This is a genomic window from Ramlibacter sp. (assembly GCF_050250995.1).
Taxonomy (GTDB): Bacteria; Pseudomonadota; Gammaproteobacteria; order Burkholderiales; family Burkholderiaceae_C; genus Ramlibacter.
This window is the reverse complement of the sequence record NZ_JBFWNP010000001.1, coordinates 93505-116876: the sequence shown is the minus strand read 5'-3', so window position 1 is coordinate 116876 and position 23372 is coordinate 93505. Positions and strand designations below refer to the sequence as shown.

The following is a 23372-nucleotide window of genomic DNA, read 5'->3' as shown; positions in this document are numbered from 1 at the left end:
ATTCCCGACCACTGGCCGATCCATGCCCAAAAACCTCTACGACAAGCTCTGGGACACGCACGCCTTCGCCACCGAGGCGGACGGCACCAGCCTGCTCTACATCGACCGGCACATGATCAACGAGGTCTCGAGCCCGCAGGCCTTCGAGGCCGTGCGCCTCGCCGGCCGCAAGGCCTGGCGGCCCGAGTCCGCGCTGGCCGTCGTCGACCACAACATTCCCACCACCGACCGCAGCAAGGGCAACACCGACCCGCTGTCGCGCAAGATGGTCGAGGCGATGGACGCCAACACCGCCGAATTCAAGCTCATGTATTTCGGCATGATGGACCCGCGCCAGGGCATCGAGCACGTCGTCGGCCCGGAGCAGGGCGCCACGCTGCCCGGCATGACGGTGGTGTGCGGCGACTCGCACACCTCCACGCACGGCGCGTTCGCCTGCCTCGCGCACGGCATCGGCACCTCGGAAGTCGAGCACGTGCTGGCGACGCAGACGCTCGTGACGCGCAAGATGAAGTCGATGCTGGTGAAGGTCGAGGGCGAGCTCGGTCCCGGCGCGACCGCCAAGGACATCATCCTCGCGCTCATCGGCAAGATCGGCGCGGCGGGCGCGACGGGCTACGCCATCGAGTACGGCGGCTCCACGATCCGCGCGCTGTCGATGGAAGGCCGCATGACGGTGTGCAACATGTCGATCGAGGCCGGCGCGCGCGCGGGCATGATCGCCGTGGACGACAAGACCATCGAGTACATGCGCGGCCGCCCGCTCGCGCCCAAGGGCGAGATGTGGGACCGCGCGGTCGAGTACTGGCGCACCCTGACGTCGGACGAGGGCGCGCACTTCGACACGGTGGTCGAGCTCGACGCATCGCAGATCGTGCCGCAAGTCACCTGGGGCACCTCGCCCGAGATGGTGACCTCGGTCGACGGCAAGGTGCCCGACCCCGACCAGGAGCAGGACCCGGTGCGCCGCGAAGGCTGGCGCCGCGCGCTCGACTACATGGGCCTGAAGGCCAACACGCCGATCACCGACATCGCCATCGACAAGGTGTTCATCGGCTCCTGCACGAACTCGCGCATCGAGGACCTGCGGGCCGCGGCCAGCGTCGTGAAAGGCCGCAAGGTCGCGTCGAACGTGAAGCTCGCGATGGTCGTGCCCGGCTCCGGTCCGGTGAAGAAACAGGCCGAGCAGGAAGGCCTCGACAAGGTGTTCCTGGATGCCGGCTTCGAATGGCGCGAGCCGGGCTGCTCGATGTGCATGGCGATGAACGCCGACCGCCTCGCGCCGGGCGAGCGCTGCGCGTCCACCTCCAACCGCAATTTCGAAGGCCGCCAGGGCACGGGCGGACGCACCCACCTCGTGAGCCCCGCGATGGCCGCCGCCGCCGCGGTGGCAGGGCATTTCGTCGACGTTCGCCGCCTGCCGGCGCAGGCCTGAGACCGCAGGAGACATCATGGAAAAATTCACCACGCACCGCGGCCTCGTCGCGCCGCTCGACCGGGCCAACGTCGACACCGACGCGATCATTCCCAAGCAGTTCCTCATCTCGATCAAGCGCACGGGCTTCGGCAAGAACCTGTTCGACGAGTGGCGCTACCTCGACCGTGGCGAGCCCGAGCAGGACGCGACGCACCGGCCGAAGAACAAGGACTTCGTGCTCAACCTGCCGAAGTACCAGGGCGCGTCGATCCTGCTCGCGCGCAAGAATTTCGCCTGCGGCTCCTCGCGCGAGCATGCGGCGTGGGCCATCGCGGAGTACGGCTTCCGCGCGGTCATCGCGCCGAGCTTCGGGGACATCTACTACCAGAACAGTTCCAAGAACGGCTTGTTGTCGATCGTGCTGTCGGAAGCCGAGATCGACCGCCTGTTCGAAGCCGCCCTGCGCGACGAGCCGCTGACGCTGGAGATCGACCTGCCCGCGCAGGAAGTGCGCACGACCGACGGCTCGATGACCTTCCATTTCGACATCGATCCGTCGCGCAAGCACAGCCTGCTCAACGGCCTCGACGAAGTGGGCGCGACGCTCGGCAAGGCGGAGCAGATCCGCGCGTTCCAGGAGCAGCACCTGAAGCGGTTTCCCTGGCTCGTGCCGACCGCGTAGGCGTCTCGAGCCTGGCTACCTGCTATCGGGGATAGTCCGCGCGCGCGTCCGCGCGGACACTGGCAGAGTCGACAACAGGCTCCGCCTCGAAAGGATTTCCCCATGACCCAGGAACAGATGCCCCGGCGCTGCATGCTGCTCGTGCCCGGCTCGAACCGCAAGATGATCGACAAGGCCGCGACGTCCGACGCCGACCTGCTGATGATCGACTTCGACGATGCGGTGGTCTACCTCGACGAGTCGAAGAAGGGCGCGCAGCGCAACCTGGTGCAGGCGATGTCCGAGGTCGACTTCAAGGGCAAGGAGGTCGTGGTCCGCATCAATGCCGTCGACATGCCCTGGTGGCAGGACGACATCCGCGCCTGCGTCGAGGCGGGCATCAGGACCATCATGCCGGTGAAGGCCGACACGCCGAAGCAGCTGCAGCAGGTCACGAACTTTCTCGACACGCTGCCCGGCGCGGACGACATCAAGCTCTGGCCGATGATGGAAACGGTGGGCGCCATCGTCAACTGCGAGCGCATCGCGCAGGAAGTGCCCCGCATGATGGGCATGTGCTTCGGCATCGGCGACTACACCGTCTCGGTGGGCGGCGTGTTCCTCGACGAGCCCGACCGCGTGGCGTATCCGCTGGGCAAGGTGGTGTGCGTGGCGCGCTACCACGGCCTGGTGCCCTTCGCGCCGGCCGTCGCCTTCACCGACATGGGCGACCACGCGATCATCGAGCGCTGGGGCCGCTACTTGAAGCGCGTGGGCTACGACGGCGCGCTGGTGATCCATCCGAAGCACGTGGCCGTGGTCAACGGCATCTTCTCACCCTCTCGCGCCGAGATCGATGCGGCGCTGGAAATGCGCGAGGCCATCGCGCAGGCCGCGGGCTCCAACATGGCGGCGCTCATCATCGGCGGCAAGCTGATCGAGAAGGTGAACATCGACATCGCCAAGCGCACGCTGGCCGTCGCGGCGAAGCTGGGCCTGATCGAGGGCCAGGGCGCCTGACCCGGCGATGGGCGTGATGCGTCCCGCCGAATCGCCGCCGCCCTTCCTCGAGCGACGCGAGGAGCTCGCGCGGCTCGACGCGCTGCTCGCCAACGCGTGCGAGGGCCGCTCGCACTGCGCCTTCATCGGCGCCGAGGCCGGCGCCGGCAAGAGCCGGCTGGTGGAGGAGTTCCGCCGCGCGCATGCGAACAAGGCGCTGTTCCTCTTCGGCCGCGCATTCCAGGCCACCAGCCGCATGTCGTACGCCGTGTGGGTCGATGCGCTCGACATGCACCTGCGTTCGCTGCACCGCCGCGAGCTGCTGCACGTGCTGCGCGACAGCCCCGATCTGCGCAGCCTCTTTCCCGCGGCATCGCAGCGGCTCGATCCGCCGGAGCACGGCGGCGAAGGGGCCGACGCTGGACCCGCGCCCGACCAGACGCGGCTCTACGGGCAGGTCGCGGCGCTGCTGAGAACGCTCGCCGCGGCGGCGCCCGTCGTGGTCGTGCTGGAAAACCTGCAGTGGGCCGACCCGAGTTCGCTCGAGCTGCTGCACGCGGTGCTGCACGCGACGCAGGACAGCCGGCTGCTCTTCCTCGCGCCGCTGCGCTCCGACGAAGTCGACGAGGGTGGACTGCTCGCGCGCCTGTCGAATTCGCTGGAGGCCTCGGGCCTCGCATCGGGGTTGGCGCTGCCGTCGCTCAGCGTGGCGGCCACCGGCGCGATCGCATCGCACGCCTCGGGCTCGCGCTGGCCCGACGATGCCGTGCTGCAGCTGCATCTCGTCACGCAGGGCAATCCCTTCTTCGCGTCGGAACTCGCGAAGCAGGCGCGCGCCGAACCGGGCGGTGGCCGTCCCGTGTTCCGGGAAATGGGCGCGCGCTCGCTGCCCGAATCCATCGAATCGCTGATCCACGAACGCCTGCGCGAACTGCCCGACGACGCGCGGCGCGTGCTCGCGCTGGCGGCCGTGTTCGAGGCGCCCATCGGCTATCCGCTGCTGCGCGCGGCGACCGCGTTCGACGAGGAACGCCTGCTCGATGCGCTCGACCTGCTCACCGCGCACCGCCTGCTCGACGAGCGCGTGGAGGGCGCGGAGATCGTCTACGAATTCCACCGGCCGCTGGTGCAGGCGACCGTGTACCGCCGCATGGGCCTCGCGCGCCAGCGCTTCCTGCACGGCGTGATCGCCGACGAGCTGATGAAGCAGCCGGCGACGAGCGATGCGGCGACCGTGGCACGCCACCTCGTGGCGGCGGAGCCGGGCGCGCGGCAGAAGGCCGCCTTGCCGTACCTGCTGCAGGCCGCGCGCGATGCGCTCAAGGTGTTCGGCAACCACGAGGTCATCTACCTGCTCGAGTCCGCGATGCGCGCCGCGAAGGCGTGCGGCGTCCATGACCTGCCGCTGGCGCCGCTGTACCTGCAGCTCGGCGAATCGCAGAAGCGCCTGGGCCTGTTCGACGATGCGATCGCCACCTGGACCACGGCTTTGCCCGCGGCGAACGAGGTCGAGCAGGCGAGCCTGCATCGCTGCATCGCGCGCGCCATGTGGCAGCAGGGCCGCGAGCAGGCCGCGGCGATGCAGCTGGAGGAGGGCCTGCGTGCGCTCGGCAGCGCGGACGCCACGGCGGAGGGCGCGCTGCTGCGGCAGGAACGCGCGCTCGCGCGCGTGCGCCAGGGCGATGTGCGCGGCGGCCTGGAGGAGTGCGCCCGCGTGCTCGCCATCGCCGGGGAGGACGGCGACCGTGAACTGCTCGGCCGCACCTGGACGGTGATGAGCATGGCGCACGGCCTGCGCGGCGACATGCGCTCGGCGCAGCAGGCGGGCGTGCGCGCGCTGCATTACTGCGGCGACCTGCCGTATCCGGGCGCCGCCTTCCTCACGCACTACACGCTCGCGTCGCTGAACCGCTACGAGGGCGATGCGCAGGCGTTCGAGTCGCATCGCGAGGCCTGCGCGCGCATCGCGCAGCGCATGCATGCGGTCGCGCTCGAGTCGTGGCCGATGTCGCTGCAGGTTGAGCGCCTGGCGCTCGAAGGCCGGCTGGAGGAGGCGGTGGCCATCGGCGAGAAGGCCATCGCGCTCGACGAAGGCATCGGCCAGGGGACGATGCTGCCGCGCACGCATTCCTTCACGGCGGTGGCCTGGCGGCTGCTCGGGCAGAACGCGAAGGCCGCGCGGCACCAGGCGCAGGCCGAGGAACTGCACGGCCGGCATCACAAGACCGAGCTGCGTTCGGTCGTGGTGGTGGAGGGCGCGCGCGCCTTCCTCGCCTTCCTCGAAGGCGATCTCGAGGGGGCGCTGCGCATTTCGCGGGCCCTGGCCGAACGCATTCGCGCGTTCGAGCCGCTCCCCTTCTTCGCGCTGCATCCGCACGTGCTGCCGCTCGCGGCCGAGTGCGCGGCGCGGCTGGGGCGGCGCGACGAAGTCGGCGCGGTGGTCGACGAGATCCGTGCGCTGCGCAAGGGCGCGGTGTCGGCCGAAGCCTGCCTTGCGCACGTGCGCGGGCTGCTGGCCCTGCAATCGGGCGATGCCGCCGTGGCCTGCGACGAATTCGCGCGCGCGGTGACCTTGCGCACGGAGTTGCGGCGCCGGCACGAGGCGGCGCGCACGCGCATCGATCTCGCGGACGCGCTGGAGCAACTGGGCGACGTGCAGGCGGCCGGCGTCGCGTTGAACCTCGCGGGCGGCGAGTTCGAAGCCATCGGCGCGACGCGCGACGCCGCGATGGTGGGCCAGCGGCTGCGGCGCATGAACGTGCGGCCGACCTTCACGAGCGTGCGCCGCACGGCGGGGCAGCCGGTGAGCGCGCGCGAGTCGGAGGTGATGGCGCTGGTCGCACGCGGCTGCACGAACAAGGAGATCGCATCGGAGCTGTTCCTGAGCGAGCTCACGGTGGAGACGCACGTGAAGAACATCCTGCGCAAGCTGGCGCTGAAGTCGCGTTCGCAGATCGCGAGCTATCTCACGGGGGCGGCGAACCTGGTGGAGTTGCCGGCGGGGCGGCGCAGGGGCGGTGCCCGCTGACCGCTTGAATCACGTCTTCTTCTTCGGCGCGCCCATCACCGCCTCGATCAGGCACGGCCCTTCGCTTCCCAGACCCTTCCCCAACGCCTCGACGAATTCCTCTGCGGTCCGTACCGTCACCGCCGGCACGCCCATTCCCCGTGCCACCGACACCCAGTCGAGCGTCGGCTCGGCCAGCGAAAACATCGCCGCGCCCTTCGGTCCGAGGGGCGGCAGGCCGTGCCGCTTCACTTCATGGTCGAGGATCGCGTAGCGGTCGTTGCGGAAGATCACGTTCACGACCTTCGCCTTTTCGCGCGCCTGCGTCCAGAGCGACTGCACCGTATACATCGCGCCGCCGTCGCCGTGGAACACGAGCGTCTGGCGGCCCGGCGTCGCGATGGCCGCGCCGGTGCCCGCCGGCAGGCCCTGGCCGATGGAGCCGCCCGTGAGGTTCATCCACGAATGCGGTGCGGCCCCCTTCATCGTGTCGTCCGCGCCGACGGAGGACACGCCCGATTCGTCGCTCACCACCGCGCCTTCGGGCAGCGCCCGGTTGACGGCGGCCCACACGGCCTTGGGCGAGAGCGCGCCGGCGGGGGCGTCCGACTGCGTGCGCGCGACGACGCGCGGGGCGGGCAGGGTGCCGGCGAGCTGCGCCATCTGCTCCAGCAGCGCGACCGGCGACTGCGTGGGCGCATGCGCGAGCACTTGCGCATCGGGCGCGGTGAGGACGCTGCCCGCATCCGGGCTGCCGAAGAACGACACCGGCGGGCGGCTGCCGAGCAGAAGCAGATGGCGCGTCGAGGCGAGCTTGTCGACGGCGAGTTCGCGGAAGTAGGGCAGGCGCTCGACGTGCGGCACGCCCGCCCCGCGCTCGTGCAGCGCATTGAAGGTTTCGCACATCAGCGTGCAGCCGGTGAGTTGCGCGAGGCTGTCGGCGAGCTTCAGCGCGTGCGCCGAGAGCGCCGCGCCGCCCAGCAGAACCGTGGCGCCCGGAGAGCGCAGGAACGCGAGCGCCTTCGCGGCGTCGAGCGGGGGAGGGCGGTCTGCCGGGCTCGATGTGTTCGAGGTACCTGGCGCGCTCGATTCGTGCGATGCGCCCCCTGCGTCGGACACGCCCGATGCACCCGCCACCCCCGGCGCACCCCACATCACATCCGCATTCGCCACCACCACGACCGGCCCCGACGGCCGCGCCTGCGTCGCGGCGACGGCGCGCGCGATCAGCGCATCGAGGTCATCCCCCGGCCGCGCGTGCATCACCTCCTTCGCGGCGTAGCCCGCCAACGATTCGAGATCGCTCCTCAAGGGCGACTCGTACTGCAGGTGCTGCGTCGCATGTTCGCCCACCAGCACGATCATCGGCGTGCCGGCCTTCATCGCGTTGTGCAGGTTCGCGAGGCCGTTCGCGAGGCCGGGGCCGAGGTGCAGCAGCACGGCGGCGGGCTTGCCCGAAGCGCGCGCGTAGCCGTCCGCCGCGCCCGTGGCGACGCCCTCGAACAGGCACAGCACCGCGCGCGCCGTCGGATGCCGGTCGATCGCGGAGACGAGGTGGATCTCCGACGTGCCGGGGTTCGCGAAGAAAGTGTCGACGCCGTGGGCGACGAGCGATGCGACGACGACGTCGGCGCCGAAGGAGGGGGTTGCCGCGGAAGAGGTCATGGCGGCCATGCTAAGGGGCCGCGGCAGGGCGCCGCAAGCCGGGCGGCCGCGCCCTCGGCGGAATACCTGCAATCGGGTAGCGCCATCCCCCGAAGGACGGCCTGCGGTTGCTAGGCGACCGCCAGCCCCGCATCCCGCGCGAGCGGGTCGCGGAAATCCGGGTGCGCCAGCGGAATCATCGCCTCGATGCGCTGCTTCAGGCTCTTGCCGCGCAGGTCCGCGATGCCGAACTCCGTCACCACGTACTGCACGTCGCTGCGCGGCGTGGTCACCACCGGCTCCGACAGGCGCGCGACGATGCGGCTCACCTTGCCGCGGCGCGCGGTCGACGAGAACATCATGATCGACGCGCCGCCCGGCGACAGGTTCGCGCCGCGCACGAAGTCGCCCGCGCCGCCCACCGCGCCGATGTAGCGGCCGTTGGCGATCTCGCCGTTCACCTGTCCGGTGAGGTCGATCTCCACGCCCGACGAGACCGAGAAGAATCGCGGGATGTCGCGCATGTTCGCGATGTCGTGCGTGAACGAGGTCGGCGCGACGCGCAGGCGCGGGTTGCGGTGCGCATAGGCGAGCAGCCTCCGGCTGCCCATCAGCATGTTGGCGACCGAGACGCCCGTGTAGACCGGCTTCGATTCGTTCGTGACGACGCCTGACTCGATCAGCTCCACCACCGCTTCGCCGATCGCGCCCGAATGGATGCCGAGGTTGCGGTGGTTCAGCATCGCGCGCATCACGAAATTGGGCATCGACCCGACCCCCAGCGCGAGGGTCGCGCCGTCGGGCACGAGCTTCGCCACGTTCGCGGCGATGGCGCGCTCCTCGTCGGAGCCCTCGCCCGTCTCCGGCATCGCCACCGGCTCCGCGCCCGCGCGCAGCAGCACGTGCGGACGAATGTCGTCGGGCAGCTCCGCGCCGTTCATCCACGGCAGGCCCGGCATCACTTCCGCGATCACGACGCGCGCCCTGCGCGCGGCCGCCACGGCATAGTCGTTCGCCGTGCCGAGGTTGAAGCGGCCCTGCGCGTCGGGCTCCGTGAGCGCGAGGAACGCGACGTCGCAGGGCATCGCGCCGCTCGCGAAGACCCGCGGGTACTCCGAGAAATGCGTCGGCACCGGATCGAGCGCGCCAGCGTCGGCCAGCAGCGCGTTGCGCGCCGTGCCGCAATAGCTGCGGAAGGTGATGAAGTCCGCGTGCTCGGGGCCGAAGGTGTCGGCCAGCAGGGGGCCGATGAAGATGCTCACCTTGCCGATGGCGGCGCGCTGCGCGATGAGGCGGCGCACCAGCGTCACGGGCTCGGCATGCATCTGCGTGGTGACGAGGGCGTCGCCCGCGCGGATGTAGCGGGTGAGGTCGAGCTGCTCGGGGTTGTCGAGTTCGATCATGGCTTCACCGGGGACCCCGGTGTTTTCCTTTGATGTAAATTGGACGCATGGCTGGCGCATTCAACAAGATCCACCTCATCCGGTCGGTGGACCTGTTCACCCTGAAGCTCTTCCTGACGGTCGTGCAGGAGGGGCAGGTCGGGCGCGCCGCCGCGCAGGAGAACATCACCGCCTCGGCGGCGACGAAACGAATCCGGGACCTGGAGGAAATCGTCGGCGTCCAGCTGTTCGAGCGCAATCCGCGCGGCGTGCTGCCCACGGCCGCGGGCCGCGTGCTCGCGCGTTACGTCACGCAGGTGTTCGGATTGTTCGAAGACGTGCGCCGTGACTTCAGCGAGTTCACCGAGGGCGTGCGCGGCACGATCCGCGTGTGCGCCACCGGCGGCATCATCAGCCTGTACCTCGCGCACGAGATCGCGGAGTTCGCGCACGCCTTCCCGATGGTCGACATCGACCTGAGCGAGGGCCACAACGCCGAGGTGATCCGCCGGGTGGCCTTCGGCGAGGTCGACGTGGCCGTGTTCGTCCACACGCCCGCGGCCGACGGGGACTCCATCGACATGCTGCCCTACCGCGCCGATCGCCTCGTGGCGGTGGTGCCGCGCGGCCACGTGCTGGCCGACCGCGAAGCGGTGAGCGTGCCCGAGCTCCTGAGCCACAACTTCATCGGCATCGCGCCCTCCACCAACCTCATGAGCCAGATTCCGCGCGAGGCGGCGCAGGCCGGCGTGGAGTTCAAGCCCAAGTACATGGTCAACAGCGTGTACGCGGCGACGGCGCTGGTGCGCGTGAAGCAGGGCGTGACCATCCAGCCGGACAACATGCTGTCGGCCGCCGACCTGGACCTCGTGCAGTCGATCCCGCTGGTCGAGCCGTGGGCGAAGCGGCAACTGGTCGTCGGCACGGCGCGCGGACGCACGCAGACCGTGGCCGCGCGCAACTTCCTCGCGCAGCTGATCGGCCAGGGCCAGGTGCAGTAGGCGCAGCGCGCGCATGCCGGACCTCGTCCGCTAGCGCGGGACGGCGTTGACGGTGCCGCCGGCGATGAGCGCCTCCACCTGCTCGGGCGTGCGCAGCTCCTGGAGGATTTCGCGCGTGTGCTGTCCGATGTGCGGCGCGGCCTGGGTGCGGTCCGGGCGCTCGCCGTCGAAGCGCCAGGGCGGGCGCACCAGCAACTTGCCGCCCGGCTCGCGCGACGTCATTTGTAGCCACTGCATCTGCGGATGGTCGGCGTACTGCAGCAGGTCGAGCACCGGCGCATAGGGGACGTCGAGCGCGGTGAGCTTCTCCTCCCACTCGGCCAGCGGGCGCTTCGCGATCTCTTTCGCGAAGATGTCCACGAGCGCGAAGTAGTGGTCCGGCACCATGCGGTCGGCGTAGGTCGCGAAACGCTTGTCCTGCAGCAGGTCCTCGCGCTCGACGACGCGCAGGAGGTTGGTCCAGAATTTCTGCGAACTCGACAGGTGCAGCGTCACGGCCGCGCCGTCCGAGGTCTTCAGGCAGAAGTTCTGCGCCTGCGGATGGCGCGCCTGGCGCGTGGGCGCCTCGCCCATCTCGAAGGCCTGCGTCATCGAGTCGACGGTGATCAGCGACACCGCTTCCAGCAGCGAGGTGCCGACGGCCGAGCCCTTGCCGGTGCGGCCCTTCGCGACGAGGCCTGCGAGGATGCCCATCACGCAGCTCACGCCCGTGATGAGGTCCGCGACGGGCGAGCCCGTGAGGCCCGGCTTGCCCGCGTCGTGCATCAGCGAATAAAGGCCGCCGTAGCTCTGGCCGATGGTGTCGTAGGCGGGCCGGTCGACGAGCGGGCCGCCGTCGCCGAAGCCGGAGATCGATGCGTAGACCAGGCCCGCATGCACCGCGCGGCAGGCGTCCTTGCCGAGGCCGAGCGCGTCCATCTTGCCGGGCCGCATGTTCTCGATCAGCACGTCGAACTTCGGCAGCATGTCCTTCACGAGCGCGACGCCCTCCTTCGACTTCAGGTCGATGGCGATGCTGCGCTTGCCCGCGTTGTACTGCACGAAGTAGTCGCTCCCGATGCCCATGCCGCGGCGGAAGGCGTCGCCTTCGGGCGGCTCCACCTTCACGACGTCGGCGCCCAGCGCGGCCAGCAGCGAACCCGCATACGGCGCGGAGATGTAGGCGCCGATCTCCAGCACCCGGATGCCGTCCAGCGGCTTGTTGCTCATTTCAGGGTCTCCTGCGTTTTCATTCGTCGATGCGCGCCGTGGCCCAGCCCGCGAGCACTTCGGCCCCGTGCTGGTTGACGGTCGCGATGGTCAGGTCCGCGAGGCGCCGTCCGCCTTCCTCGCGCAGGGCCGTCACGGTCACGGTGGTGTCGAGCGTGTCGCCCGGCCAGACCTGGCCGCGGAACTGCGCGCCGTACTTCGCGAGGCGGCCCGCGCCCACGAAGTCGGTCACGGCCCTGCCCGTCATGCCCATGGTGAGCATGCCGTGCGCGAAGATCGACTTGTAGCCGCCGATCTCGGTGGCGAAGACTTCGTCGGAATGCAGCGGGTGGTAGTCGCCGGAGGCGCCCGCGTATTGCACGAGCTGCGTGCGCTTCAGGTCTTCCACGACGCGCGTGGTGCGCGAGTCGCCGACGCGCAGGGTCGATGCGGACAAGGCCATGCTCATGCGCTCCCGGCGGGCGGCTGGTCCAGCAGCACGCGCACGCGGCGCACGCTCAGCACGAGCTCGCCCTGCGCGTCGCGGTAGTCGTAGAGGTACTCGACGAAGCGCATCTTCCCGGCGCGCTTGCCTTCCTTCTCCCACGTGTCGCCCGTGCGCAGCTCGACCGTCAGCACGTCGCCGGGACGGATGTCGCGGTGGTAGGTGAACTCCTGGCTCGCGTGCAGGCCCTGCGGACCGAAGGCGAAGCCGGGCGTCGCACCCGAGCCGAACCAGGGCTGCCCCGGGCGCGGCCGCGCGTAGTGCTCGGGGTCGAACTGCTCGGCGATCATCCCGAAGGTCGGCGGCGCGACGATGCCGCCGCTGGCCTCCGCCTCGGGTGAATCGGCATCGCGGAAGGCGGGGTTGTCGTCGCCGATGGCGCGCGCGAACAGCTGGATCTGCGTGGCTTCGACCGGAAAAGTCCACTGGCGTGGGGGCGGGGCGCTCATGACGGCGAATCTTGCCCGTGCGCAGGCGCGCGGCACAGTGCCGAAACACGAATCGGTGCTTCTTCGACCGGAAATTGATGCGCCGCGCCGGTTTCCTTAGGATGCGCCGTGGACAATGAAGACCGAATTTCGACCCCGGTCGAGACGCGCAGCGGCAGGCTGCGGGGACTGCGGGGCCCGCGTGCCGGCTCGGCGCTGAGCTTCCGGGGCATCCCCTATGCGGCGGACACGTCGGGCGCGAACCGCTTCGTCGCGCCGAAGCCCGTGCCCGCGTGGACCGGCGTGCATGATGCGTTCGCGCTCGGCGACCGCTGCCCGCAGCTGCCCGAGAACCTCGTGAAGATCCCGGCCTTCGCCTGGTACGGCGAATCCACCGGCTTCAGCGAGAACTGCTGCGTGCTCAACGTCTTCACGCCGGACCTCGACCCGCAGGCGAGGCGCCCCGTGATGGTCTATCTGCACGGCGGCGGCTACTGGAGCGGCGGCAGCGGCAGCCCCGCGTCCGACGGCAGCGAGCTCGCGGCTTTCGGCGACGTGGTCGTCGTCACCCTCAATCACCGGCTCAACGTGTTCGGCCACACCGATTTCGCGGGCCAGGGCGCGACCGACTTTCCTGATGCCTGCCACGTGGGCCAGCTCGACATCGTCGCCGCGCTCCAGTGGGTGCAGGACAACATCCGCGCCTTCGGCGGCGACCCGGACAACGTCACGCTCTTCGGCCAGTCCGGCGGCGGCGGCAAGGTGCTGGTGGCGATGATGATGCCGGCCGCGCGCGGGCTCTTCCACCGCGCCATCAACATGAGCGGCGCGACGGGGCTGCGGCTCGTGCGGTCGGCCGACGTCGCGCCCTACGTGCGCGAACTGCTGAAGGCGCTCGGCGTCGATGCGCGCGACGTCCGCCGCCTGCAGGATGTGCCGGCCGACGTGCTGGTCGCCGCGCGCGCGAAGGCGATGGCGGCCGCGCGCATGGAGGGCGCGCACCCGGTGATCGACGGCCGCCATGTGCTCGCGAGCCCCTTCGATCCCGAGGGGATCGCCCTGCAATCGTCGGTGCCGCTCATGATGGGCACGACAGGGACGGAGGCGACGCTCTTCCTCGGCAACAACCGCGCCAACTTCGCGATCGGCGAGGCGCAGCTGAAGGCGCGCGTGCAGGCGCAGTTCGGCATGAATGCCGCCGAGGCCGACGCGATGATCGCGGCCTACCGCACCGACGACCCCGGGCGCAGCGCCGCCGATCTCCTGGCCTCGCTCGCGAGCGACATCCTCGCGCGCGGCGCGATGATCCGGTGCGTGGAGGCGAAGGCGTCGGCGCCGGGCGCGCCCGTCTACCTCTACCACCTCGCCTGGCGCAGCCCGGTGGAAGGCGGCGTCTGGCGCTCGCCGCACACCATCGACATTCCGCTCGTCTTCGGCACGCTGGAAGCCGCCCCCGCGCTGATCGGCGATGCGTCGGCGGCCCGCGGCGTGTCGCACGACATCATGTCGGCCTTCGTCGCTTTCGCGCGCACCGGCGACCCGAACAATGCGCGCCTGCCCGCGTGGAAACCCTATGACATGGCCACGCGCGCGACGATGGTGTTCGACACCGAGAGCCGCGCGGTGAACGACTACGAAGGTGCGCAGCGCATCGCGTGTACGCCGCACATCGCCGAGGTGCCCATCGCGCTGATGCGCGGCCCGCTCTTCAGGGGCGTGCCGGACTGAGCTTGCCCGGTATCGGGGTTTTTGCGCCTTGTGGCTTGCGGCAAGGCTCCCTAGGATGCGGACCGAGCGGCCTTCGGGTCGACCCCCGCGATTCCCTTTGTCATTACCCTGGAGACACCAAGCATGATCACGAGGCGCAGCCTTCTCGCTTCTTCGGCCCTGGCCACCCTTCCCGCCGGATTCGCTTTCGCCGACGACTACCCGAGCAAGCCCGTGCGCATCGTCGTGTCCATCGGCGCGGGCTCCGCGACCGACGCGGCGGCGCGCTACACGGCCAGCCAGCTTTCGAAGATGCTGAACCAACCCTTCGTGGTCGAGAACGTCGCGGGCGCGGGCGGCGTCATCGCGACCACGCAGGTCTTCCGCGCGCCGGCCGACGGCTACACGCTGCTCTTCACGTATGCCTCCCATTACTCGAACCAGTGGTCGACCAAAACGCCTTACGACGCGGTCGCCGATTTCGAGCCGGTCGCGCGCGTGGCGACCACGGCCCTCGTGCTGGCCGTCAAGCCCGACTCGCCGTTCAAGACCGCGCAGGACGTCGCCGCCGCCGCGAAGCGCGCGCCCGGCACGCTGACCTACGGCACCGCCGGCCCGGGCACCACCGGCCACATGGCGGGCGCGCTGTTCGCGAGCCTGACCGGCGGCGAACTGAAGCACGTGCCGTACAAGACGCCGGCCGCCGCTGCCGTCGATGCCTCGTCGGGCGTGCTCGACATGTGTTTCACCGGTCCCGCGGCGGTGCTTCCGCTCGTGCAGGGCGGGCGACTGCGGGTCCTCGCGCAGACGGGCCTGAAGCGCATGTCCTCCTTCCCCGACATCCCCACGATGGTCGAGGCGGGCGTGCCCGGCTACGAGAACTCCTCGCCGATCTGGATGTTCGCCGTGAAAGGCGTGCCGCAGCCGGTCCTCGCGAAGCTGTCGGACGCGCTGGTTCGCATCGGCAACACGCCCGAGTACAAGGAAGCCGTGGCCAAGGCCGGCCTCGACGTCGACGTGCAGGGCATGGCGCAGGCCAAGGCCCACGGCCCCGTCGAGCTCGAGAAGTGGAAACGCCTGACGGCGCTGGTCACGGCCAAGAACTAGGAACCGTGCGCGCCCGCCGTTCAGCGGCGTGTCAGCCTGAAGAAAATCGAATCGGGGGTTCACCGCTCGGAACTTGCCGCATGCGGTGGGGCTCCCTACGATTCCCACAGAGCGCCCGTCCGGTATCCGGCGGGCGATTCGTTCATCTTCTGGAGACATTCCCATGATCACGAGGCGCAGCCTTCTCGCATCTTCGGCCCTGGCCACCCTTCCCGCCGGCTTCGCTTTCGCCGACGAATACCCGAGCAAGACGATCCGCATCCTCGTGTCCACCGGCGCGGGCACCGCGACGGACGCCACCGCGCGCTATGCGGCCAGCCAGCTCACGAAGATGTGGAACCAGCCCGTCGTCGTCGAGAACGTTACCGGCGCGGGCGGCGTGATCGCGACCACGCAGGTGTTCCGCGCGCCGGCCGACGGCTACACGCTGCTGTTCACGTACGCGTCGCACTACTCGAACCAGTGGACGACCAAGACGCCCTACGACGCCGTCAACGACTTCGAGCCCGTGGCGCGCATGGCGAGCACGGCGCTCGTGCTGGCCGTCAAGCCCGACTCCCCGTTCAAGACGGCGCGCGACGTGATCGCCGCCGCGAAGAAGGCGCCCGGCACGCTGACCTACGGCACCGCCGGCCCCGGCACCACCGGCCACATGGCAGGCGCGCTGTTCGCGAGTATCGCGGGCATCGAGCTCAAGCACGTGCCTTACAAGACGCCGGGCGCCGCCGCCGTGGATGCCGCATCGGGCGTGCTCGACATGTGCTTCAACGGCCCCGCGTCGGTGATGCCGCTCGTGCAGGGCGGACGGCTGCGCATCGTCGCGCAGACCGGCACGAAGCGCATGAGCTCCATGCCCGACGTGCCGACGATGGTCGAGGCGGGCCTGCCCGGCTACGAGAACTCGTCGCCGGTGTGGATGTTCGCCGTGAAGGGCACGCCGCAGCCGATCCTCGCCAAGCTGTCCGACGCGCTCGTGCGCATCGGCAACACGCCCGAGTTCAGGGATGCCGTGGCGAAGGCCGGCCTCGAAGTCGACGTGGCGGGCATGGCGCAGTCCAAGGCCGCCGGCCCGGCCGAACTCGAGAAGTGGAAGCGCATGACGGCGCTCACCGCGTCCAAGGACTGAGCGCGTCCGCCATGCTGCAAGCGTCCGAACAAGTGGGCAGCGACATCGAGCAGCTCGACGCGCTGCTCGCGCGCCGCCACAGCTGCCGCGCGTTCCGCCCGGACCCCGTGCCGCGCGAGGTGATCGAACGGCTGCTCGCGACGGCGGGCCGCACGGCCTCGTGGTGCAACTTCCAGCCGTGGCAGATCCACGTGGTGAGCGGCGAGCCGCTCGAGCGGCTGCGCGCGGACCTCGTCGCGCGTGCGTCTTCGGGCGCGCAGCCCGCGCCCGAGCTCGACTGGCCGAAGGACTACGGCGGCGTGTACGTCGAGCGCCGCCGCGCCACCGGCTGGAGCCTCTACCAGGCGGTCGGCATCGGCAAGGGCGACCGCGAAGCGTCGGCGAAGCAGGCGCTCGAGAATTTCCGCATGTTCGGCGCGCCGCACCTCGTGGTGCTGACGAGCCCGCAGACGCACGGCACGCACGGCGTGATGGACTGCGGCGCGTGGGTCGCGACCTTCCTGCTCGCCATCGAGGCGCTCGGCCTCGGCGCGATCGCGCAGGCCGCGCTCGCTTCCTGGCCCGACATCCTGCGCGCGCACGTCGAGATCCCCGAAGGGCGGCGCATCGTGTGCGGCATCTCGTTCGGCTACGAGGACGCGTCGCACATCGCGAACTCGTACCGGCTGGGGCGCGCATCCCTGGACGAACTGGTCACCTGGGTCGGCTGAGCGCGCGAGTCGCGTCGAGGGCCGGCACGAATCGAACCGGCGCGCGGCGCGCACGTGCTTCAATGCGGCATGCAATCCCGTCCGCCCATCCGCAATCTCGTTCCCTGGCTTCTATTCGTCGGCGCTTTCGCCGTTCTCGCCTCGCTGGCGTCCCGCGAGGCGGGGACCTTCTATGCCCAGCTCGCCAGGCCCGCCTGGGCGCCGCCCGCGGCGATCTTCGGCCCGGTGTGGAGCGCGCTCTACGTGCTCATGGCCGTGGCCGCATGGCTGACCATCGCGCCGCTGGCCGATCACCGCAAGCTCGCGGGACTGTTCGTCGCGCAGCTCGCGGTCAACGCGCTGTGGTCGTGGCTGTTCTTCTCATGGAAGATGGGCGGCGCCGCGTTCTTCGACATCCTGCTGCTGATCGCGCTGGTGATCGCGACCATGGTCGGCTTCGCACGGCGGCGACGCCTCGCGGCGGTCCTGATGGCGCCCTACCTGCTGTGGATCTGCTTCGCCGCCGCGCTCAACTGGAGCGTGTGGCGGATGAATCCGCAGCTGCTCGGATAGCCGCGCCCCAACGGCGGCGGCCCCCGCCGGAAGGGCGCCACCCTTCGAGCCGGCGATACAATAAGGTATCGAAGGCGACATAGCGGCGATACAATCGATGGACACCCACGACGCGACGATCCTCGCCCTGGCCCGTACCACGCGGCAACTGGCCGGCGATGCCGCACGCGCGACCGGCCTTTCGCGGGTCGCCGTGTCGCGCCGCATCAAGCGGCTGGCCGATACCGGGTATCTCCAGCGCCATGGCAGCGGGACGCGCCAGACCTACTCGCCGGGTACGAACGGTTTCTGGACGCTGTCGATCGCCTGCACGGAAAAGTCGCCGGACGAGTTCGCGCTCTGGGAGGCGCATCTGCATCCCATGACAGGCGGGCTGCAGCCCAACGTCATGAACATGGCGCAGATCGTCTTCACCGAGCTCGTGAACAACGTGCGCGACCACGCGAAGGCCCGCACGCTCGCCATGGGCGCCCACATCCACAGCGGCCGCCTGCAGATCGCCGTGATGGACGACGGCGTGGGCATCTTCCGCAACATCGCGCAGGCGCAGGATCTGTTCGACGACCGGCTCGCCGTGCTGGAGCTCGCCAAGGGCAAGTACACCACGGCCGCGAGCGGCCACTCGGGCATGGGCATCTTCGTCAGCTCGCGCCTGGCCGACGGATTCTGCGTGTACTCGCGCGGCATCACCTACGCGCCGCGCACGCCGCGAGGCGTCGACCTGAGCTTCGGCTGGATCGACTGGCGTCCTTATACGCAGGGGACGATCGTGCTGGTCGATATCGCGCTCGATTCCACGCGCACGGCCCAGTCGATCTACGAGCGGTACTTGACGCCGGACGAGGTCGGCGGCGAGGCTTTCCACACGACCGAGGTGCCGGTGAAACTGGCGGAGCTGAGCAGCCAGCTGGTCTCGCGCTCGCAGGGTAAATGGGTCGTCGCGCGCGCGACGCAGTTCCAGACGGTGATCCTCGACTTCGCGGGCGTCGAGTTCGCGGGACAGGCGTTTCTCGACGAAGTCTTTCGCGTCTTCGCGACCGCACACCCGCAGGTGCGGCTGGTGCCGGTGAACCTGGCGCCTCAGGTGGAGCGGAATCTGAGGACGTTCGCCCCGGGCGCACTGGCCGCCTGACGCGCGCCGGAACCGTCTCACCCGTTCACGATCTTCCCCGGCAGCGCCCCCGAGTGCTTGCCCTTCTCGTACAGCAGTTCCCCGTTCACGAACACGAACTCCATGCCCGTCGGCGGCGACGACAGGCGCTTGCCGCCGGCGGGCAGGTCGTAGAGCACCTTCTCCGCGAGGGCGGAGGACCGCACCGTGCGCGGATCGAACACCATGAGATCGCCCGCCTTGCCCTGCGCCACGCGGCCGCGGTCGGCGAAGCCGAAGAAGTCCGCCGGGTCCGAAGTGATGCGCTGGATCGCGTGCTCCATCGTCATCGCCTGCTTCTCGCGCACCCAGTGGCCGAGCATGTAGGTGGGGAAGTTCCCCATGAACATCATGTCGACGTGCGCGCCCGCGTCGTGCTGGCCGAGCAGGATGCGCGGGTCGGCGATCTGGCGCGCCAGGAACTCGGGGTCGCTGTTGAAGATCTCCGCGCGGATCACGAGGTCGAGGTTGTCCGCGACGGCGATGTCCATCATCGCGTCGAGCGGGTCCACGCCGCGTTCGCGCGCGATGTCCTCGATCGTGCGGTCGAGCAGCGGCTCCACCTCGGCGCTCTTCACATGGTGGATCGTCGCCGTGCGCCAGCGGCTCAGGATCTTGCCGCCGGCCGCGAGCTCGGCCTTCGCTTCGGTGCGCCAGGCAGGGTCACGGTACATCGCGATCTGCTCTTCGCGCGAACGGTTCAGCACCCGCTTGAAGGCCGTCACGTCCGCGAACATCATCGGGCTGCGGAAATTGATCTCCATCGTGAAGGGAATCGTGGTCGTCTGCGGCCGCGCGCCGCGCTGGCGCAGCGGCTCCACCTTCTGCAGCATGCGCTCCACCGCGCCGGGGTCGTCGCTTCGATGCAGCGCGCCCGAATACGTGACGGGCCGGCCGCCGCTTTCCTCGATCAGCAGGTCGATGATCTTCAGTTCGTCGTCGAGCGGCTTCGCCACCGCGTCGATCACGTTGAACTGCATCGCGCCCTTGCCCAGGTCGCGCAGCACGTGCGCATACGCGCGCAGTTCATCCTCGTCGGTGAGCTGCCCCGGCATCGGGTTGCCCTTGTAACCGACCTGCCGGCGCACCGTCGTCGCGCTGAAGCCGAGCGCGCCCGCCTCGACCGCCTCGCGGTCCTGCGGCCTGCACGGCGCGATGCCGATGCCGCAGTTGCCCTGCACGACGGTGGTGACGCCATGCTCGGCGGACGCACCGAGCAAGCCGTTCCAGACGACTTCGGCGTCGTAGTGGGTATGCACGTCGATCGCGCCGGGCGCGACGACGAGGCCGGTGGCGTCGATCGTGCGGCGCGCGGGCGCGTCGATCTTGCCGATGGCGGCGATGCGCCCGTCCTGCAGCGCCACGTCCGCCTGGAATGCGGGCGCGCCGGTGCCGTCGACGACGGTGCCGCCCTGGATCAGGATGTCGTAGGTCATGCGTGCAGCCCTCCTCGAGCCCGGATCGAGAACTCGTCCGGTCATTCTGCCCCGAGCGTGGGCCCGGTTCGCGGAATTCGAATCCGCGGGCGCGGAACGTGTTGGAGTCATTGACAACGCGATGGACTGTTGGCATGATCTCCATCATGAAGGCAACGCTGATTGCCCGGACTCGCATCGTGTACTCCCCTCGGGCCTTTGCCGAACTGGTTCTCTGGCGAGTTCCGGCGCCGGTCAGCGGGTCTGTCCACGAGTTCAAGTACCGGCTGGCCTACATCGTCGACGAGATTTGTGTCGTACGGTACGACAACGAAGTCGGAAAGGGCGATCACCGCCACTTCGGGCGGACCGAGACCGCGTACGAGTTCAGCACGCCCGAGAAGCTGATGGTCGATTTCCAGAAGGACATTGCGAGGTGGAATGATGAAAACCGTGGTGCTTGAGGTTCGGTCCCCGGCGGAATCGATGGCGGAGTTTGCGCAGGCCTGGAAGACAGGGAAGGCCGCGCGATCGGCGCGCATCGCCTTCGCAACGCCCGAGTTGCTCTGGCAGGTCCTGACGGCGAAGCGGTGGGAATTGCTGAAAGTCCTGTGCGGCGCCGGACCGATCTCCATCCGTGAGGCTGCGCGACGTGTCGAGCGGGATGTGAAGGCGGTTCATTCGGACATCACGGCGCTGCTCGATGCGGGCGTTCTCGACCGGGCGGAAGGGGGCGGCGTCGTGTTTCCCTTCGACGCCGTCAAGGTCGACTTCCTGCTGAAGGCGGCTTAGCGAAAAAACGCCGCGGCACGTCTCACGGATGCCACTTTGAGAGCGCCGCCGGCGTCGCCGGCGACTTGCTGCCGGCGAGCGCATACGATAGCTGGTTCGCCGCGCGGATCACTTCCTTCGCATACTTCTCCAGCTTCGTTTTCGTGAGCCGCGAACTCGGGCCCGAAATGCACATCGAGCCGAGCAGGCGCCAGTTGAGGCCGAACACCGGCGCGGCCGCGCTCGCGACCTCGGCCTCGCGCTCGCCCAGCGAAATGTGGAAGCCGCGCTTGCGGATCGACTCGTACGGTTCGCCCGATGCGCCCGTGAACGCGAGGATCACGCGGCCGGGGGCACCCTTGTCGAGCGGCAGGCGCTCGCCGATGCGCACGTTGTGCCGCACCGAACGCGGACCCTCGACGCGGGCGACGCAGGAGCGGATCGCGCCCTCTCGCACATAGAACGAGGCGCTCTCGCCCGTCTGCTTCACGAGTTCGTGCAACGCGGGCTCCACCACGTTGTTCACGTCGAAGCCGGCCTGGTAACGCGCGCCGAGCCAGCCGCTCGCGGGGCCGAGCCGCCACTGGCCGTCTTCCGTCTGCACCATGTACTGCGACAAGGCGAGCGTACGCGCCAGGCGCAGCGCCGTGGTCTTGTGCATGCCCGCGCGCCGGCTCAGCTCGGCGAGCGGCAGCGACGATTCGCCGAGCGCGAACGCCTCCATCAGCGAAAGCGCGCGCGTGACCGCGATCACGCCGCCGTCGCGGCCGCCGGCCGCACCTTCGGACTCCTCCATCTGGGCGTTGCGCATCCTGCACCTCGGTTCACTGTACGCAACGGGATTGTACGGTGCGCAACGCCCTTCTACAGTCCGGTCCACACCCCGCGCCAGAGCGGAAACAGGAGACAAACCCATGCAGACTTCCCGCCGTTCGTTGTTCGTCCTCGCCGCCGGCGCCGTGCTCGCCGGCAGCCTGCATGCGCAGGCCTGGCCGTCCAAGCCCGTGCGCCTCGTCGTGCCGTTTCCGGCCGGCGGCGGCACGGACATCATCGCGCGCGAGGTCGCGAACAAGATGACGGCCTCGGGCTACACCTTCATCATCGACAACAGGCCCGGCTCGGGCGGCAACCTCGGCGTCGATGCGGCCGCGAAGGCGGCGGGCGACGGCTACACCTTCGTGCTCGGGCAGACGAGCAATCTCGCGATCAATCCCTCGCTCTACGCGAAGCTGCCCTACGATCCGCTGAAGGACCTCGCGCCGGTGAGCCTGGTCGCGAGCGCGCCGCTCGTGATCGTCACGGGCGCGGACTCGCCGTACAAGACGCTGGCCGACGTGGTCGCCGCCGCCAGGGCGAAGCCCGGTTCGATCAACTATGCGACGTCGGGCAACGGCACGGTCGCGCATCTGGCCGCCGAGTCATTCCAGAAGACGGCCGGCATCAAGCTCACGCACGTTCCGTACAAGGGCGCGGCGCAGGGCGCGACCGACGTGATGAGCGGGCAGGTGCAGCTGTACGTGTCGTCCATTCCCACGCTCATCGGCCACGTGAAGAGCGGCAAGATGCGCCCCATCGCCGTGACCTCGCCCAAGCGCGCGGACGATCTGCCGCAGGTTCCCGCCATCGCGGAGAGCTACAAGGGCTTCGAAGCCGTCACCTGGTTCGGCATCGCCGGCCCGGCGTCGCTGCCGAAGGACGTGGTCGCGAAGTTCAACGCCGACATCAACAAGGCCCTGAAGGACGCGGACCTGCAGAAGAAGCTCGGCGACCAGGGCGCCGACGTGGCGGGCAGCACCCCCGACCAGTTCGCGAAGCTCATCCGCGACGACATCGGCCGCTGGGGGAAGATCGTCAAGGAATCGGGTGCGAAGGTCGACTGATCCCCATCGAACCCCACGAACACAACAGGACACTTCGCCATGAGCACCGACATCCTCCGCGACTTCGAGCGCGTTCCCTCAAGCCTCGTGCGCCAGGCCGCCGAGTATCAAGCCGCCATCCTCGCCGACGTCAATGGCCGGCGCGGCGCGCTGCACGGCCGCATCGCCGCGCTGCGCCCGCGCATGAAGATCGCCGGCACGGCGCTCACGGTCGACGTGCGCCCCGGCGACAACCTCATGATCCACGCGGCCATCGCGCTGGCGAAGCCGGGCGACGTGCTCGTCATCGACGGCAAGGGCGACCAGACGGCGGCGCTCATGGGCACGATCATGATGACCGCTTGCAAGCAGCTCGGCATCGCGGGCGTGGTCATCGACGGCGCGGTGCGCGACAGCCTGGAGATCGACGAGATGGATTTCCCCGTCTTCTCGGTCGGCACGAACCCGAACGGGCCTACGAAGAACGTCCCCGGCCGCATCGGCCATCCGATCACCTGCGGCGGCGTCACCGTGCGCTCGGGCGACCTCGTGGTTGCCGATGCCGATGGCGTGACCGTCATCGAGCGCGAGCGCGTCGAGGCGCTGCTGCCGCAGGCGCGCAGGAAGGTCGAGGACGAGTCGGCGCGCATCGCGCAGATCCAGGCCGGCCACACCGCCGCGCCGTGGCTCGCCGCCGCGCTGCGCACGGCCGGCGTCCTGAAGGAAGGCGAGTCGCTGTGAGC

General features: G+C 69.7%; 22 protein-coding genes. 15 read left to right on the top strand and 7 right to left on the bottom strand.

All coding sequences use genetic code 11. From position 1 onward, the window contains the following. Positions 1-22 precede the first annotated feature (22 nt). The 4 genes from leuC (at position 23) to AB7E83_RS00565 (ending at position 6105) form a co-directional block, all read left to right on the top strand. Positions 23-1435 (top strand): 3-isopropylmalate dehydratase large subunit, encoded by a 1413-nt coding sequence (gene leuC, locus AB7E83_RS00580; protein WP_428563979.1) that lies wholly within the window; start codon positions 23-25, stop codon positions 1433-1435. 16 nt (positions 1436-1451) lie between these two features. Continuing rightward, positions 1452-2099 carry a 3-isopropylmalate dehydratase small subunit gene (leuD, locus tag AB7E83_RS00575; RefSeq protein WP_428563976.1) on the top strand — a complete coding sequence of 216 codons (648 nt, stop codon included), beginning with the start codon at positions 1452-1454 and terminating at the stop codon, positions 2097-2099. A 102-nt stretch (positions 2100-2201) separates the two neighbouring features. Beyond that, the gene (locus AB7E83_RS00570) at positions 2202-3098 is read left to right on the top strand and encodes an HpcH/HpaI aldolase/citrate lyase family protein (protein ID WP_428563973.1); all 897 of its coding nucleotides are present in this window, start codon (positions 2202-2204) and stop codon (positions 3096-3098) included. A gap of 16 nt (positions 3099-3114) precedes the next feature. Continuing rightward, positions 3115-6105: a helix-turn-helix transcriptional regulator gene (locus AB7E83_RS00565; protein ID WP_428564719.1), complete on the top strand. Its 2991-nt coding sequence runs from the start codon at positions 3115-3117 to the stop codon at positions 6103-6105. Between the two features lie 9 nt (positions 6106-6114). On the opposite strand, the gene AB7E83_RS00560 is transcribed toward AB7E83_RS00565, so the two are convergent. Together AB7E83_RS00560 and AB7E83_RS00555 are read right to left on the bottom strand one after the other, a co-directional pair. Next, on the bottom strand, positions 6115-7749 hold the full coding sequence (locus AB7E83_RS00560; RefSeq protein ID WP_428563970.1) for an acetolactate synthase large subunit: 1635 nt from the start codon (positions 7747-7749) through the stop codon (positions 6115-6117). Positions 7750-7859: 110 nt separating this feature from the next. Then, positions 7860-9131: an acetyl-CoA hydrolase/transferase family protein gene (locus tag AB7E83_RS00555; protein WP_428563967.1), complete on the bottom strand. Its 1272-nt coding sequence runs from the start codon at positions 9129-9131 to the stop codon at positions 7860-7862. Between the two features lie 47 nt (positions 9132-9178). On the opposite strand from AB7E83_RS00555, the gene AB7E83_RS00550 reads away from it, so the two are divergent. Further along, complete coding sequence (locus AB7E83_RS00550) at positions 9179-10111, top strand: LysR family transcriptional regulator (RefSeq protein ID WP_428563964.1); 933 nt, start codon at positions 9179-9181, stop codon at positions 10109-10111. Positions 10112-10141: 30 nt separating this feature from the next. Here AB7E83_RS00550 and AB7E83_RS00545 read toward each other — a convergent pair whose 3' ends face one another. The 3 genes from AB7E83_RS00545 to AB7E83_RS00535 are packed head-to-tail and all read right to left on the bottom strand — an operon-like array spanning position 10142 to position 12253. After that, positions 10142-11320, bottom strand: coding sequence for a CaiB/BaiF CoA transferase family protein (locus tag AB7E83_RS00545; protein ID WP_428563961.1), 1179 nt, complete (start codon positions 11318-11320; stop codon positions 10142-10144). Between the two features lie 19 nt (positions 11321-11339). Next, positions 11340-11762, bottom strand: coding sequence for a MaoC/PaaZ C-terminal domain-containing protein (locus AB7E83_RS00540; RefSeq protein WP_428563958.1), 423 nt, complete (start codon positions 11760-11762; stop codon positions 11340-11342). 2 nt (positions 11763-11764) lie between these two features. Then, positions 11765-12253, bottom strand: a complete 489-nt coding sequence (locus tag AB7E83_RS00535) for an FAS1-like dehydratase domain-containing protein (protein WP_428563955.1) — start codon at positions 12251-12253, stop codon at positions 11765-11767. Positions 12254-12361: 108 nt separating this feature from the next. Here AB7E83_RS00535 and AB7E83_RS00530 point away from each other — a divergent pair, with 108 nt between their 5' ends. The 6 genes from AB7E83_RS00530 to AB7E83_RS00505 all read left to right on the top strand — a co-directional run bounded on the left by AB7E83_RS00530 (position 12362) and on the right by AB7E83_RS00505 (position 18566). Further along, on the top strand, positions 12362-13960 hold the full coding sequence (locus AB7E83_RS00530; protein WP_428563952.1) for a carboxylesterase/lipase family protein: 1599 nt from the start codon (positions 12362-12364) through the stop codon (positions 13958-13960). Between the two features lie 123 nt (positions 13961-14083). Then, complete coding sequence (locus AB7E83_RS00525; protein WP_428563949.1) at positions 14084-15046, top strand: Bug family tripartite tricarboxylate transporter substrate binding protein; 963 nt, start codon at positions 14084-14086, stop codon at positions 15044-15046. A gap of 163 nt (positions 15047-15209) precedes the next feature. Further along, positions 15210-16172, top strand: coding sequence for a Bug family tripartite tricarboxylate transporter substrate binding protein (locus AB7E83_RS00520; protein WP_428563946.1), 963 nt, complete (start codon positions 15210-15212; stop codon positions 16170-16172). An 11-nt stretch (positions 16173-16183) separates the two neighbouring features. Continuing rightward, complete coding sequence (locus AB7E83_RS00515) at positions 16184-16882, top strand: nitroreductase (protein WP_428563943.1); 699 nt, start codon at positions 16184-16186, stop codon at positions 16880-16882. A 69-nt stretch (positions 16883-16951) separates the two neighbouring features. Continuing rightward, positions 16952-17434 (top strand): TspO/MBR family protein, encoded by a 483-nt coding sequence (locus AB7E83_RS00510; RefSeq protein WP_428563940.1) that lies wholly within the window; start codon positions 16952-16954, stop codon positions 17432-17434. A gap of 97 nt (positions 17435-17531) precedes the next feature. After that, positions 17532-18566, top strand: coding sequence for an STAS-like domain-containing protein (locus AB7E83_RS00505; protein ID WP_428563937.1), 1035 nt, complete (start codon positions 17532-17534; stop codon positions 18564-18566). 17 nt (positions 18567-18583) lie between these two features. Here AB7E83_RS00505 and AB7E83_RS00500 read toward each other — a convergent pair whose 3' ends face one another. Further along, positions 18584-20020, bottom strand: a complete 1437-nt coding sequence (locus tag AB7E83_RS00500) for an N-acyl-D-amino-acid deacylase family protein (RefSeq protein WP_428563935.1) — start codon at positions 20018-20020, stop codon at positions 18584-18586. A 134-nt stretch (positions 20021-20154) separates the two neighbouring features. Here AB7E83_RS00500 and AB7E83_RS00495 point away from each other — a divergent pair, with 134 nt between their 5' ends. Both AB7E83_RS00495 and AB7E83_RS00490 read left to right on the top strand, forming a co-directional pair. After that, a complete protein-coding gene (locus AB7E83_RS00495; RefSeq protein ID WP_428563932.1) occupies positions 20155-20463 on the top strand; it encodes a toxin-antitoxin system TumE family protein in 309 nt (102 codons plus the stop codon). Further along, positions 20444-20791, top strand: a complete 348-nt coding sequence (locus AB7E83_RS00490; RefSeq protein WP_428563929.1) for a DNA-binding protein — start codon at positions 20444-20446, stop codon at positions 20789-20791. The genes AB7E83_RS00495 and AB7E83_RS00490 overlap by 20 nt, the downstream gene beginning before the upstream one ends. A gap of 22 nt (positions 20792-20813) precedes the next feature. On the opposite strand, the gene AB7E83_RS00485 is transcribed toward AB7E83_RS00490, so the two are convergent. Further along, the gene (locus tag AB7E83_RS00485; RefSeq protein WP_428563926.1) at positions 20814-21581 is read right to left on the bottom strand and encodes an IclR family transcriptional regulator; all 768 of its coding nucleotides are present in this window, start codon (positions 21579-21581) and stop codon (positions 20814-20816) included. Positions 21582-21684: 103 nt separating this feature from the next. On the opposite strand from AB7E83_RS00485, the gene AB7E83_RS00480 reads away from it, so the two are divergent. Next, a complete protein-coding gene (locus AB7E83_RS00480; RefSeq protein ID WP_428563923.1) occupies positions 21685-22650 on the top strand; it encodes a Bug family tripartite tricarboxylate transporter substrate binding protein in 966 nt (321 codons plus the stop codon). A gap of 39 nt (positions 22651-22689) precedes the next feature. Beyond that, complete coding sequence (locus tag AB7E83_RS00475) at positions 22690-23370, top strand: RraA family protein (protein WP_428563920.1); 681 nt, start codon at positions 22690-22692, stop codon at positions 23368-23370. Positions 23371-23372 lie beyond the last annotated feature (2 nt).